The following is a 12,063-nucleotide window of genomic DNA, read 5'->3' as shown; positions in this document are numbered from 1 at the left end:
CGGGGGGGGGGGGGGGGGGGGGGGGGTCGGGGGGGGGGGGGGGGGGGGGGCCCCCCCCCCCCCCCCCCCCCCCCCCCCCCCCCCCCCCCACCACTGCGACCGAACCGATACCGGCGCTTACCCACAGCAAGGTGTGAAGGTCGAGTTTCCTCGGCTGAGCGGAGGGAAGGGGTCCTTCACTACCTTCAGGGTAGGCAAGGAGGCCTTCACCGGCGACTCAGCGAACCTAGGGCGAGGGGGACTTTCCTTGCTCCTTTGGCAGCTTGGGATGGGCCGGGCGACGCTGTACCGGAAGATGGGCCAGTAGGGCATCAAGGCGCGGCAGTTCCGGTCCTAGAGCGCGGCGAGCCTGCCGAAGCCGTCCGCTCCGTGTCCGGCGTCGAGGGCTCGCTGTACTTCGGCGCGGGCGGCGGACAGTACGCCGTTGTCGAGGTTCTGCGCGCGGATCGCGTCGAGGATGTGGTCCATGGTCGCCGCGGTGGAGTCGAGGGTGCCGTGTTCGCCGGGGTAGTGGCCCGTGCCGACTTGTTCGGCGAGCAGGTCGATCATGTCCGGGAAGAAGCCGAGCAGTGCTTTCGCGTGTCCGGCGAGGTCGGCGGCGGCGATGTTTTCGGCTTTGGCGAGGGCGAACATGTGCACCACGCCGCTCATGGAGGTCCAGAGCATGTCCTGCAGGGAGGCGTCGAAAGCGGCGGCCTGGCCGGGGGAGTCGCCGACGTATCGCGCGTTCTCGCCGAGTGCGGCCAGGGTGGGCCGGTGTGTTTCGTAGAGGTCGGCGGGGCCGCTGAAGAACAGGGCCGCGTCCGGGCCGCCGATCGCGTCGGTGGTCGCCATGATGACGCCGTCGAGGTAGTCGATACCGTGTTCGGTGGCCCATTCCGTCATCGCCCGGGCCTGTTGTGGTGATCCGCCGGTGAGGTTCACCAGGGTGCGGCCTTTGAGCGCGTCGGTGTCGAGGATCGACTGTGCCACGGCGTAGTCCCGCACGCAGACGATCACGAGCGGGCTGGCCGTGATCGCGTCGGTGGCAGTGGCCGCGGTGGTGGCGGTGAGGCCGTTTTCCTTGCCAGGAGTGCGATTCCAGACGGTGGTCGAGTGGTCGGCGGCGGTGAACGCGGCGGCGAGGGCGTGTCCCATGGGGCCGAGTCCGAGGACGGTCACGGTGGTCATGGCGGCTAAGGTAAACCTTGACATTGACGTGAGAGTCAAGTCGGGAGATGCGGATGCGGATCGGGGAACTCGCGCGGCGGACGGGCGTCAGCGAGCGCGCGTTGCGGTATTACGAGGAACAGGGTCTGCTGATCCCACAGCGGCGGCCGAGCGGCTATCGCGTGTATGGCGAGGCCGACGTCGCGGCGGTGCGGAGGATCAGGATCCTGCTCGCCGCCGGGCTGAACACCGCGCAGATCCAGGAGATTTTGCCCTGCATCGTCGACGAGGACGGCTGGCTGACGCCTGACTGCCCGGAGCTAGTCGAGGCGTTGCGGCAGCAGCGGAACCGGATCGACGACGCGATCGGCGAGCTGGAGACCACTCGCGCGAACCTCGACACGATCATCGGTGCGGATCGGCGGGCGAGCTGACATGAGCATGGTCACGCGGGAATCGGTGCCGGGCGCGGTCCGGCTGTCCCGGGCGTTGCTGATCGCGGTGGCGGTGAGCCATCTGGTGGTTCCGCTGGTGCTGTGGGCGAACGAGAGCGCGCTGCGTGCGCAGATCGCGGAGCAGTACCCGGGTTTCGGCGAGGCCGAAGTCGCTCGCTCCGCTTCGGTGGCGATCGAGTCCGGCGCCGTGTTCCACGGGATCCTGCTGGTGCTGTGCGTGGTGCCGGCGTGGAAGCTCGCGACGGGGCGGACGTGGACACGGCGGCTGATCACGGCCACGCAGGTGCTTTCGCTGATGTTCAGCGTGTTTTCGTGGACGTCCTCGCCGATGTTCCACGTCGTCATCCCGGTCGTGGGTCTCGTCCAGGTCGTGCTGGTCGCGTTGCTCTGGGTGCCCCGGCCTGCCCGGGCCTTCTTCGCCTGACAACGTGAAAGGCGGCCGTGCCCCTCGGGACACGGCCGCCTTTCACGGGTGGTTCAGGCTCAGATGAGGCCGAGCTTCTTCACCGCGTCGCGCTCTTCGGCCAGCTCGTTGACCGAAGCGTCGATGCGGGCACGCGAGAAGTCGTCGATCTCCAGGCCCTGGACGATCTTGTACTCGCCGTTCGCGGCGGTGACCGGGAACGAGGAGATCAGGCCTTCCGGGACACCGTAGGAGCCGTCGGACACGACCGCCGCCGAGGTCCAGTCACCCTCGGGGGTGCCGTTGACCCAGGTGTGGACGTGGTCGATCGCCGCGGAGGCGGCCGACGCGGCGGAGGACAGGCCGCGGGCTTCGATGATCGCCGCGCCGCGCTTGGCGACGGTCGGGATGAAGTCGTCGGCGAGCCACTGCTGGTCGGTGAGGACCTCGGTCGCGGGCTTGCCGGACACCTCGGCGTGCGCGATCGACGGGTACTGGGTCGCGGAGTGGTTGCCCCAGATCGCGACCTTCTTCAGCTCGGTCACCGGTACGCCGAGCTTCTTCGACAGCTGCGCGAGGGCGCGGTTGTGGTCGAGGCGGGTCATCGCGGTGAAGCGGTCGGCCGGGACGTCGGGCGCGTGCGCCTGCGCGATGAGGGCGTTGGTGTTGGCCGGGTTGCCGACCACGAGGACCTTGATGTCGCTCGCCGCGCCGGCGTTGATGGCCTCACCCTGCGGCTTGAAGATGCCACCGTTGGCCTCGAGCAGGTCGCCGCGCTCCATGCCCTTGGCGCGGGGACGGGCGCCGACCAGCAGGGCGACGTTCGCGCCCTCGAAAGCCTGCTTCGGGTCGTCGAAGATGTCGATGCCCGCCAGCAGCGAGAACGCGCCGTCTTCGAGTTCCATCGCGGTGCCCTCAGCCGCCTTGACCGCCTGCGGGATCTCCAGGAGCCGCAGTTTCACCGGGGTGTCCGGGCCGAGCAGCTGACCGGACGCGATGCGGAAGAGCAGCGCGTAGCCGATCTGGCCGGCCGCACCGGTGACGGTGACGTTGACAGGGGCTTGGGTCATTGCGGTTCTCCAGCTTGAGGCGACATCGACTTTGTACCGCGATGCTAGTCCTGTCCCGAGTCGCCGTTCGGGTGCGTCCAGTCACTGTTTTCTTGATCGATGCCGCCACCGGCGACGTTCGCGGCGAGTCGCGACAGCAGCCCGGCCAGTGTGGTGATCTCTTCGTCGCTGAATCCGGCGCGGATCCGTTTGTCGTGTGCGATCGCCGCTTTCGCGAGGCGGTGGAAGACCGTTTCACCCTCTTCGGTGAGTTCGACGACATGGACCCGCCGGTTGTCCGGGTCACGCCGCCGGGTGATCAGGCCCGTGCTCTCCATGGCGTTCAGGTGGTGGGTGAGCGTGGCGCCCTGGATGCCGACCGCGGCCGCGAGTTCCCGCTGGTTCGCCACGCGCCGGGTCTTCAGCGTGATCAGGATCTGCCAGACGGGTTGTGAGCCGCCGTCGGCGGCCAGGGCCTGGTCGAAGGCGCGCCCGGCGGTCTTCGCGGTCTTGGCGAGGACGACGCCGATGGGGGCCGTGGTCGGTTTCTGCACGTCTCCCAGCATAGCGCATCAATCGAAGGGTTTGACATCGAATCGTTCGATATCTAACGTTGAGGACATCGAACGAGAGCGAGGAAACGTCATGGGCGGTACGGAGAACGAAATCCGCGACCTCGGGGCCCGCTGGGCCGACGCCGAGGTCCGCGGCGACACCGAAGCACTCGACGGGATGACCGCGGCCGACTTCACGCTGGTCGGGCCGCTGGGCTTCGTCCTCGGGAAGCCGCAGTGGCTGCAGCGCTACCGCGGCGGCGACCTGGTCACCGAGAAACTCGACTGGGCCGAGGTCGAAGTCCGCGACTACGGCGCGGCCGCCGTGTCCGTCGGCGTGCACGCGCAGGAGGGCACGCACCAGGGGAACCGGGTCGACGGCCGGTTCCGCGTCACCCACGTGTTCGTCCGCGACGACGACCGCTGGCTCATCGCCGGCATCCACCTGAGCCCGATCGGCGGGCCGCCGCCCTTCGCGCGCCCCGAAACCTCTCAGAAGGTGAACCCGTGAGAATCAGTGTCAGTGTCACCGACTTCTCCTGGCCTGGCGGGCAAGCCGGCCTGGTCGACAACCTCGTCGAGGTCGCCAAGGTGGCCGACTCGGGCGGCCTCGACACCCTCTGGGTGGCCGACCACCTCCTGCAGACGGCGCCGGGCAGCGACCCGGACTCGGAAATGCTGGAGGCGTACACGACCTTGGGCTTCCTGGCCTCCGCGACGTCGAGGATCAAACTCGGCACCATGGTCAGCGCCGCCACGTTCCGCGCGCCCGCCCTGCTCGTGAAAGCCGTCACCACACTGGACGTCCTCTCCCGGGGCCGCGCCTGGCTGGGGATCGGCGCGGGCTACCAGGAGGACGAGGCGCGCGCGATGGGACTCTCGCTGCCGCCGGTCGCCGAACGGTTCGAGCGGCTGGAGGAGACCCTCCTGATCGCCCGCCGGATGTGGGACGGCGACTCCTCCGCGTTCACCGGACGCCACTACCGGCTGGAGCGGCCGGTGAACAACCCCCTGCCGGTGCGGCGGCCGCGGGTGCTCATCGGGGGCACGGGGCCGAAACGGACCCTGCGGCTGGTCGCCGAGTACGCCGACGCGTGCAATCTCTTCGACGTCCCCGACGGTGGCAAGACCGTCCGCGGGCACCTGGACGTCCTCGCCCGGCACTGCGCCGACGTCGGGCGGCCCGTCGAGGAGATCGAGAAGACCATCGCCACCCGGCTGGCTCCGGGGGAGTCCTCGGAGGACTTCGCCCGCCGGTGCGCCGAGTTCGCGTCATGGGGGCTGGACCATGTGGTGGTGATCACCGCGGGCCCGTGGCGGCCGGACGCGGTGGCGGTGCTCGGCGAGGCCGCGAGCCTGGTCGCGGCCTGAACGGGTTCTGTCTCCCCGGAATCGTCAACAGCGAACCGCGAACACCATTTCCATATCGTGCGAACCGGGTGGTGTTTTCCGGGGATGGCGTCGTTCTCGCCGTCCCCGGAAAACGGTTACAGACCATAATATCAATTCATGAACCGATTGCCGGGACGGTTTCGTCCGATCGGCGGGCGGCATCGTGGAGATCGTTTCGCTAACATGAGTCCGCCCAGTTCCCCGCCCCCCGTGTGGAAGTTTTGGGAAGGACCCCATGCTCAATGCAGTGGTTGCCGCCGTATCACTATTATCATCGATAATAACACCGAATAGCTTGGCGTCGCCGCCGGGGCCGCCGCCCGACCGCGTTGTCATCGACGTGGTCACGGTCAACGGCTCCGGTTGCCCGCCGGGTTCCTCCGCGGTCGCCGTCGCCAGGGACAACACTTCCTTCACCGTGACCTACAGCGAATACACCGCGCAGGTCGGCGTCGGCTCGAGGCCGACCGACTTCCGGAAGAACTGCCAGCTGAACCTCAACATCCACGTGCCGCAGGGATTCACCTACGGTATCGCCAGCGCCGACTACCGAGGATTCGCCTCGCTCGAATCGGGTGCCAAGGCGCTGCAGCGGGCGAATTACTACTTCCAGGGAAATTCGCCGACGGCGCAGGTGAGCCACCCCATCAACGGGCCGCTTTCGGACAACTGGCAATTCCGTGACGAGGCCGAAGGCGGCGTCATCATCTACAAGCCGTGCGGCGAGGACCGGAATCTCAACGTGAACACGGAACTGAGGGTCGCCGCGGGTTCGTCGGATCCGAAGAAGACTACCAGTTTCATCACGATGGATTCCACCGACGGCGCGTTCAGGACCACCTATCACTTCTCGTGGAAGATCTGCCCGAGTTCCTGACATCGTCCCCAGGGTGACGGCCTGCTTCCCGGTCCGGAAGAAGGCCGTCCCTCCCATACCTGGTCAGGGCCTTGGCCGCCCTGTACGAGGACTTCTCCGCTCGTCGCCGCCCTGTCCGGCGGCGGCGAGTCTTCTGGACGACCCCATTTTCGGCGGTCACCCCGGTTTCCGGTGACCGAGTCCATTTTCCTCCGATCGGCGGGGGCCGGGGAAAGATCGTCTCGCTGACATCGAATCCTGCCCGGTTCCCGCCGTGTGGAAGCTTTGGGAAGGATCCCATGCTCAACGTGCTGGTTGCTGCCGTAACTCTTTTCTCCTCGGTCGTCACCCCGAGCGGATGGGTGCCGCCTCCGTTGCCCGCCGACAAGATAGTCATCGACGTCGTGACGGTCAACGGAACCGGATGCAGACCCGGTACAGCGGCTATTTCGGTATCGCCGGACAACACCGCGTTCACGGTTACCTACAGCGAATACACCGCCCAGGTCGGAGTCGGCGCCAAGCCGACCGATCTGCGCAAGAACTGTCAACTCAATCTCTATGTCCACGTGCCGCAGGGATTCACCTACGGTATCGCGGGCACCGACTACCGGGGATTCGCTTCCTTGGTCGCGGGTGCCAGCGGAGTGGAACGAGCCAACTACTACTTCCAGGGCAATTCCCCGACGTCCTACGTCTCCCATAGTCTCAAAGGCCCGCTGGAGGACAACTGGCAGTTCACCGACAACATCGAAGTCGGCGCCATCGTCTACAAACCCTGCGGTGAGGACCGCAACTTCAACATCAACACGGAATTGCGGGCCGCGGTCGGCACTTCCGATCCGAAGAAGACCACCAGCTTCGTCACCATGGACTCGACCGACGGCGCCATCAAGACCACCTACCACTTCTCGTGGAAGAACTGTCCCAAACCGTAGAACCGATCCCTGAGGCGGCGGCCTTCTTCGAACCTCGACGAAGAAGGCCGTCACCCTTTTCCGGAAGGCGCGGGATCCGTGGCCTCGACCCCGAAAGCGCGGCCCAGCGCGATCACCGTCTCGTCGAGATGTCCGAGACTGGTGAGCACCGAACGCGCCTGCGGATCGTCGATCCGGTCCGCCACCGGCGTGCCGTCGTCCCGGACCAGTGTCCCGTGCCCCGAACCGCCGGGATCGCCGATCGCCTTGCCCAGGATCGCGATGTTCCCCCGGATCCGCCCGGTGTAGAGCAGCAGCCGGTCCGCTTCGTTGACCAGGAGCCCGGCCTGCGACCGCGCCGCGACGTGCCGTGCGCGGAAGGCGATCGTCTCCACCGTCGTGAGCACATGCCAGCCGTAGTCACGGCGGCTGCTGAGGTTCACCGGATGGGTGAGCGGTTCGATCGTCGTGCGGACCTTGTCCACCGCCCTGTCCAGATCACGCGACTTCTCGATGACACTCACGTTCTCCGCGCCGGACAACAGGCCTGCGGCCTTCTCGACGAACTCGTCGAGCTCGTCCAGCAACGCCGAGACGTCGTCCAGCATCACCGCGCGGGTGCGCACCGGCATGATCACCACCGCCGCCAGCACTCCGGCCGCCGCGCCCACCGCGGTCTCCGCGACCCGGATCCACAGCACCTCGAGGCTGAACGTCCCCAGCAGGCTGTAGAGCAACCCGAGCATGCTGGTGACGAAGAACGCCATGATCACCTGCGACACCCGCGCCATGTAGACCATGCCGAACACGCACACCAGGATCAGCGCCAGCGTCGCCGGCACACTGCCCGACACGACCAGCGTCAGCACCAGCCCGCCCACGATCCCGATCAGCGTGCCGCCGAGCCGCCGGACGCCCTTGACGAACGTCGCCCCCGCGGTCGACGAGCCGATGAACACCACGAACACCGTCAGCACCGCCCAGTACCAGCGCTGGCTCGACACCAGCTCCCCGCCCAAGACGGCGAGCCCGCCGCCCACCACGGCCTGGATCGCACTGCGTGTCTGGTTGTCGTAGGCGAACGCCGCCGACTTCTCCTCGTCGGGATCCGCGGGATCGTCGGCGGTATCGGAGACGTCGTGCTCGGCGACCCGCTGTGCCCGCACGTCGGCCAACGCGAGTTCGGCGAGCGCGCGGCGGACGCCGTCACCGGGCGCGGCGTGCTCGTCGATCCGGCTGCCTTCCACCAGCATCTTGCTGAACTCTTCGGTCTCGCTGATCAGCGGCAGCTCGCGCGGGTCGCGTTCGATCAGCGACCGGAACCGCCGCATCCGCGCGATCAGATCGTCACGGACGTCCTCGTCGAGGTCCTCGGCACAGGTGCGCTGCACGGTGATCGTCAGCCACTGCACCGCCAGCTCGACCTCGATCGCCCGGCGGCGGAGCCGGTTCGCCGAGTCCGCGCCGGTCACCTCGGGCGCGGTGTCCTCGATGAGCAGCACCGACTCGTGCATGCGGGAGTTCGTCGTGCGGAGCCGTTTGCGGGTGCGCTCGCTGCCGCCCACCGCGAGATGGTCCTCGGCCGCGCGCACCACGGCGGCGAGCCTGGCCCGGAACGCCCGCCGGATCCGGAGGAACTCCGCGTCGGTATGCCGGCGCACCAGGACGAACCGGACCACCGCGTTGGCCGCGATACCGATGGTCAGCGCCAGCAGCAACACCGGGACCTGCTTCAGATGCGTCTGCAGGAACATCGCGAAGAAGAACAGGAAGAACGACAGCGAGCCCAGCGCGATCCCGCGTGAACCGAAACGCTGGGCGTAGACCGCGGCGAAGATCAACAGCACGAACACCACGCTGTCCAGCGGCGGCACCGCCGAACCCACACTGGCCGCGGTGAGCGACGCCGCGCCGAGCACCAATCCCAGCAGCAGCGTCACCGCCTGCTGCCCCGGGGTCGAGTCGTTGACGGTGAAAGCCGAGGTCATCGCGGCGATCGCGGCGACCAGCGTGATCGTGAGCGGCTGGTGGAACGGCAGGATGGCCAGCACCGCGACGACGATGCTGAGCACGGCCGAGAACGCGAGCCGGAGCCGGACCAGGCCGGGATCGGAGGCGACCAGACGGTCGGTCATGGCCTGGGTGATGCGGGAGATCATCGGGCGAGCAGCTCTCCTTGGGCGAGGGTGACCCGCCTGGCGGTGGACGAGGTGATGCGAAGACGGTATCGGGCGTGCCGCGCGGGCTCGGCGAGGGCGAAGGGCCGCGTCTGACGGCGCCACCGGAACGTCTCACCTTCCCGCTGGTCTAGCAGCACCCAGTCCTCCCCGTCTCCGGATCCCTCCAGCACCCACGAACGCGGGTCACCCCGGCGGCTTCCCGAGGTCAGGGTGTACATCACGACGTCGCGGGCAGTGTCCGCGACCGGGAAGTCGATGACAGGTTCGCGCTCGGAGAAGGTGACCTCGGTCTTGGTGGTGTCGTCGAACAGGGCACCGGAGCCCGCCGTGATGTCCGTGAGCGGGCCCGGGGCGGCGGGCTCGGCGGGGGAGCGGCCCCAGTCCGACGGCTGCTCGCCCATCGTGAACTCCAGCTCCGCCCCCTCGGCCAGCGCGGAATGCGCGAGGGTGCTGCTCTCGTGCGGCTGCCCGTCGATCGTCAGCCCCTGGACGTACACGGCGTCCTCCGTGTTGCCGGGCGCCTTGACGACCAGGTCCTTCCCGTTCTCCAGATGGACGGTCGCCTTCGTGAACAGCGGCGAGCCGATCGCGTACTCGGGGCTACCCATCGCCAGCGGGTAGAACCCGAGCGCGCCGAAGACGTACCAGGCGGACATCTCGCCGTTGTCCTCGTCGCCCGGATAACCCTGGCCGAGGTCGCCGCCGACGTAGAGCCGCCGCAGGACCTCCCGCACGATCCGCTGCGTCTTCGAAGGCGCGCCGACGTGGTTGTAGATCCACGGAATGTGGTGCGACGGCTGGTTGGAATGCCCGTACTGGCCCATCCGGACGTCGCGGGCCTCGGTCATCTCGTGGATCAGCCCGCCGTAGGACCCCGGTTTGCGGCCGGTCTCAGGGGTCGCGAAGAACGTGTCCAGTTTGGACTCCAGTGCCTCGGTGCCGCCGTGCAGCGCGGCGAGCCCGGCGCCGTCGTGGGGCACGGAGAAGGCGGTGTTCCAGGAGTTCGTCTCGGTGAAGTCGCCGCCCCACGCCTCGGGGTCGTAGCCCTCGGCGGCGAAGTGACGGCTGCCGTCGCGGTTGCGGCCCTGGAAGAACCCGATCAGGTGGTCGAAGTGGTTCGCGTACTGCTGCGAGCGCTGCCGGAAGTACGCGGCGTCGTCGCGGTGTCCGAGCGCCTCGGCGAGATTGGCCAGGCCGAAGTCGTTGACACAGCCCTCCAGCGCCCACGACAGGCCTTCGTGGACCGATGTCGGGGTGAACCCGAGGAAGATCGACTCGTGCAGGCCCTTCCGGCCGACGCTCTGCCCGCGCGGCGTCACGGTCGCGTTCTTCAGCGCCGCTTCGTAGGCGGCCTCGACGTCGAATCCGCGCACACCCTTCAGGTACGCGTCGGCGAACGCAACGTCGGAACTGGTGCCGGTCATGAGATTGGCGTAGCCGGGGGAGGACCAGCGCGAGATCCAGCCGCCTTCGCGGTACTGCTGGACGAACCCGTCGATCATCCGCCCGCACCGGCCCGGGGTCAGCAGGGCGTACGCGGGCCACGTGGTGCGATAGGTGTCCCAGAAGCCGTTGTTGACGTACATCTCGCCGTCTACGACCTTCGCGCCGGTCCTGGTTCGGGTACTCGGCCAAAGCCTGCGGATGACCGGGCTCGCGTGACGGACGCCCTTCGGCGTGTCCTCGTGCGCGGAGTTCGGATACAGGAAAAGGCGGTAGAGATTGGAGTAGAACGTGGTGCGCTGGTCCTCGGTCGCCCCCTCGATCTCGACGCGGTCCAGCACCTCCGCCCACCGCGCGCGGGCCTCGTCGCGGACCTGCTCGAAGCCCGTCCCGGCGGGGATCTCCAGGTCGAGGTTCCGTTTCGCCTGCGCGAGGCTGATCAGCGACGTCGCGATCCGCATCGTCACCTCGCCGGCGGCGAACTCCAGGAACCCGGTCACCGTGCGCCAGGCCGGGCGGCGGATCTTCGCGCCGCGTTCGGCCGGGACGTCGAACTCGGCGTGGACGAACATCCGCCGCGCCCCCGTCGACAACCTGCTGCGGACCCAAGTGTGGCCGCTGACCACACCTTTCGCCGCGTCGACGCGCAGCCCGCCTCGGTTGCGGGCGTTGTCGAACAGCAGCCAGCCGCGATCACCCGGGAAGGTGAACCGGAACAGCGCCGCGTGATCCGCCGGGGCGATGTCGGTGGTGATGCCGTCGGCGAACCGGACACCGTAGTGATGCGGCCGGTCGATCTCGTCGTCGTGGGAGAACGCGAGCGCGCGACGGGACCGGTCCGCTTCGACCGGGCCGATCCCCGGCATCACCTGGAAGGTGTGCCGGTCACCCATCCATGGGCTCGGCTGATGTGACAGCGCGAAAGCCTGCAGCGCCGGGCGGTTCTCGGCGTCGTTGTGCCGGTGGTAGCTGTAGAGCCAGTTGGTGACGCCCGCGTCGGTGACCGGGGTCCAGAAGTTGAAGCCGTGCGGGACCGCCGTCGCGGGGAAGTTGTTGCCCCGCGAGAACTTGTCGCTGGAATGCGTGCCGCGGGTGGTGCGGACGTGATCGACCGGCTCGCGGATCTCGACGGCGCGCTCGGTGATCCGGACGTCGTCCACCCAGCCCGCGCTCGCGCCGTCGGGCGGCTCGCTGACCAGGACGATCCGGGCGATCCGCCGTCCCGCGAACCCCTCCAGCCTGCGGCGAACCAGGTTCCACTGGTCCACGTACAGCGTCTTGTCCAGGCCCTGCCGCTCGGCGCTGAACCCGGCGGCCGTCCCGTCGGCGAACTCCACGTCCAAGGCCACGAAGGTGCTGCGATAGCTGGGCACCGCGTCGGTCTCGGCCTCGGGGAAGACCACATAGGACAGTTCCGTGTGGCCGGTGACCTCGATGTCCACTTCGAACACCGTCGCGCGCAGCGTGTTCTCGTAGCGGAGAGCGTGCGCGCCGGTGAACCCGACGCCCGCCTTCGCGGTCGGCGACGACCCCGGCCCGGTGCCGACGCGCAGAGCCGGATCCACCGGCTGCGGATCACCCGTTTCGAAGGAGGAGAAGAACCCGGTGATCGTCACCCGGTCACCGTAACTCGCACGCGTGAGCCCGGCTCGGTGTGCCGCGTCC

General features: G+C 68.3%; 11 protein-coding genes. 6 read left to right on the top strand and 5 right to left on the bottom strand.

The features are described from left to right. Positions 1–333: 333 nt before the first annotated feature. Positions 334–1,170, bottom strand: coding sequence for an NAD(P)-dependent oxidoreductase (locus ACZ6YV_RS21295; RefSeq protein WP_465511261.1), 837 nt, complete (start codon positions 1,168–1,170; stop codon positions 334–336). A gap of 53 nt (positions 1,171–1,223) precedes the next feature. Here ACZ6YV_RS21295 and ACZ6YV_RS21290 point away from each other — a divergent pair, with 53 nt between their 5' ends. After that, the gene (locus ACZ6YV_RS21290) at positions 1,224–1,583 is read left to right on the top strand and encodes a MerR family transcriptional regulator (protein WP_465511260.1); all 360 of its coding nucleotides are present in this window, start codon (positions 1,224–1,226) and stop codon (positions 1,581–1,583) included. A 1-nt stretch (position 1,584) separates the two neighbouring features. After that, the gene (locus ACZ6YV_RS21285; protein WP_465511259.1) at positions 1,585–2,028 is read left to right on the top strand and encodes a hypothetical protein; all 444 of its coding nucleotides are present in this window, start codon (positions 1,585–1,587) and stop codon (positions 2,026–2,028) included. A 59-nt stretch (positions 2,029–2,087) separates the two neighbouring features. Here the strand turns inward: ACZ6YV_RS21285 and ACZ6YV_RS21280 are convergent, their stop codons facing one another. Together ACZ6YV_RS21280 and ACZ6YV_RS21275 are read right to left on the bottom strand one after the other, a co-directional pair. Next, the gene (locus ACZ6YV_RS21280; protein WP_465511258.1) at positions 2,088–3,077 is read right to left on the bottom strand and encodes a malate dehydrogenase; all 990 of its coding nucleotides are present in this window, start codon (positions 3,075–3,077) and stop codon (positions 2,088–2,090) included. 44 nt (positions 3,078–3,121) lie between these two features. After that, a complete protein-coding gene (locus ACZ6YV_RS21275; protein WP_465511257.1) occupies positions 3,122–3,610 on the bottom strand; it encodes a MarR family winged helix-turn-helix transcriptional regulator in 489 nt (162 codons plus the stop codon). A gap of 91 nt (positions 3,611–3,701) precedes the next feature. Between ACZ6YV_RS21275 and ACZ6YV_RS21270 the strand changes: the two genes are divergently transcribed. The 4 genes from ACZ6YV_RS21270 to ACZ6YV_RS21255 all read left to right on the top strand — a co-directional run bounded on the left by ACZ6YV_RS21270 (position 3,702) and on the right by ACZ6YV_RS21255 (position 6,796). Next, on the top strand, positions 3,702–4,121 hold the full coding sequence (locus ACZ6YV_RS21270; RefSeq protein ID WP_465511256.1) for a nuclear transport factor 2 family protein: 420 nt from the start codon (positions 3,702–3,704) through the stop codon (positions 4,119–4,121). Beyond that, entirely contained in the window at positions 4,118–4,981 is an 864-nt protein-coding gene (locus tag ACZ6YV_RS21265) for an LLM class F420-dependent oxidoreductase (protein WP_465511255.1), read from the top strand. The genes ACZ6YV_RS21270 and ACZ6YV_RS21265 overlap by 4 nt, the downstream gene beginning before the upstream one ends. A gap of 256 nt (positions 4,982–5,237) precedes the next feature. Further along, positions 5,238–5,879, top strand: coding sequence for a DUF4360 domain-containing protein (locus ACZ6YV_RS21260; RefSeq protein ID WP_465511254.1), 642 nt, complete (start codon positions 5,238–5,240; stop codon positions 5,877–5,879). A 278-nt stretch (positions 5,880–6,157) separates the two neighbouring features. After that, a complete protein-coding gene (locus ACZ6YV_RS21255) occupies positions 6,158–6,796 on the top strand; it encodes a DUF4360 domain-containing protein (protein WP_465511253.1) in 639 nt (212 codons plus the stop codon). Between the two features lie 50 nt (positions 6,797–6,846). Here ACZ6YV_RS21255 and ACZ6YV_RS21250 read toward each other — a convergent pair whose 3' ends face one another. Both ACZ6YV_RS21250 and ACZ6YV_RS21245 read right to left on the bottom strand, forming a co-directional pair. Next, positions 6,847–8,934 carry an FUSC family protein gene (locus ACZ6YV_RS21250; RefSeq protein WP_465511252.1) on the bottom strand — a complete coding sequence of 696 codons (2,088 nt, stop codon included), beginning with the start codon at positions 8,932–8,934 and terminating at the stop codon, positions 6,847–6,849. Continuing rightward, positions 8,931–12,014, bottom strand: a complete 3,084-nt coding sequence (locus ACZ6YV_RS21245) for a GH92 family glycosyl hydrolase (protein WP_465511251.1) — start codon at positions 12,012–12,014, stop codon at positions 8,931–8,933. The genes ACZ6YV_RS21250 and ACZ6YV_RS21245 overlap by 4 nt, the downstream gene beginning before the upstream one ends. Positions 12,015–12,063 lie beyond the last annotated feature (49 nt).

This window comes from Amycolatopsis sp. NPDC102522 (assembly GCF_055584485.1).
This window is presented reverse-complemented; position numbering and strand designations above follow the sequence as displayed.

Excerpts from the sequence above, each read along its gene's own strand:
- ACZ6YV_RS21295 (WP_465511261.1), bottom strand. The coding sequence starts at position 1,170 with ATGACCACCGTGACCGTCCTCGGACTCGGCCCCATGGGACACGCCCTC.
- ACZ6YV_RS21290 (WP_465511260.1), top strand. The coding sequence starts at position 1,224 with ATGCGGATCGGGGAACTCGCGCGGCGGACGGGCGTCAGCGAGCGCGCG.
- ACZ6YV_RS21285 (WP_465511259.1), top strand. The coding sequence starts at position 1,585 with ATGAGCATGGTCACGCGGGAATCGGTGCCGGGCGCGGTCCGGCTGTCC.
- ACZ6YV_RS21280 (WP_465511258.1), bottom strand. The coding sequence starts at position 3,077 with ATGACCCAAGCCCCTGTCAACGTCACCGTCACCGGTGCGGCCGGCCAG.
- ACZ6YV_RS21270 (WP_465511256.1), top strand. The coding sequence starts at position 3,702 with ATGGGCGGTACGGAGAACGAAATCCGCGACCTCGGGGCCCGCTGGGCC.
- ACZ6YV_RS21260 (WP_465511254.1), top strand. The coding sequence starts at position 5,238 with ATGCTCAATGCAGTGGTTGCCGCCGTATCACTATTATCATCGATAATA.
- ACZ6YV_RS21255 (WP_465511253.1), top strand. The coding sequence starts at position 6,158 with ATGCTCAACGTGCTGGTTGCTGCCGTAACTCTTTTCTCCTCGGTCGTC.
- ACZ6YV_RS21250 (WP_465511252.1), bottom strand. The coding sequence starts at position 8,934 with ATGATCTCCCGCATCACCCAGGCCATGACCGACCGTCTGGTCGCCTCC.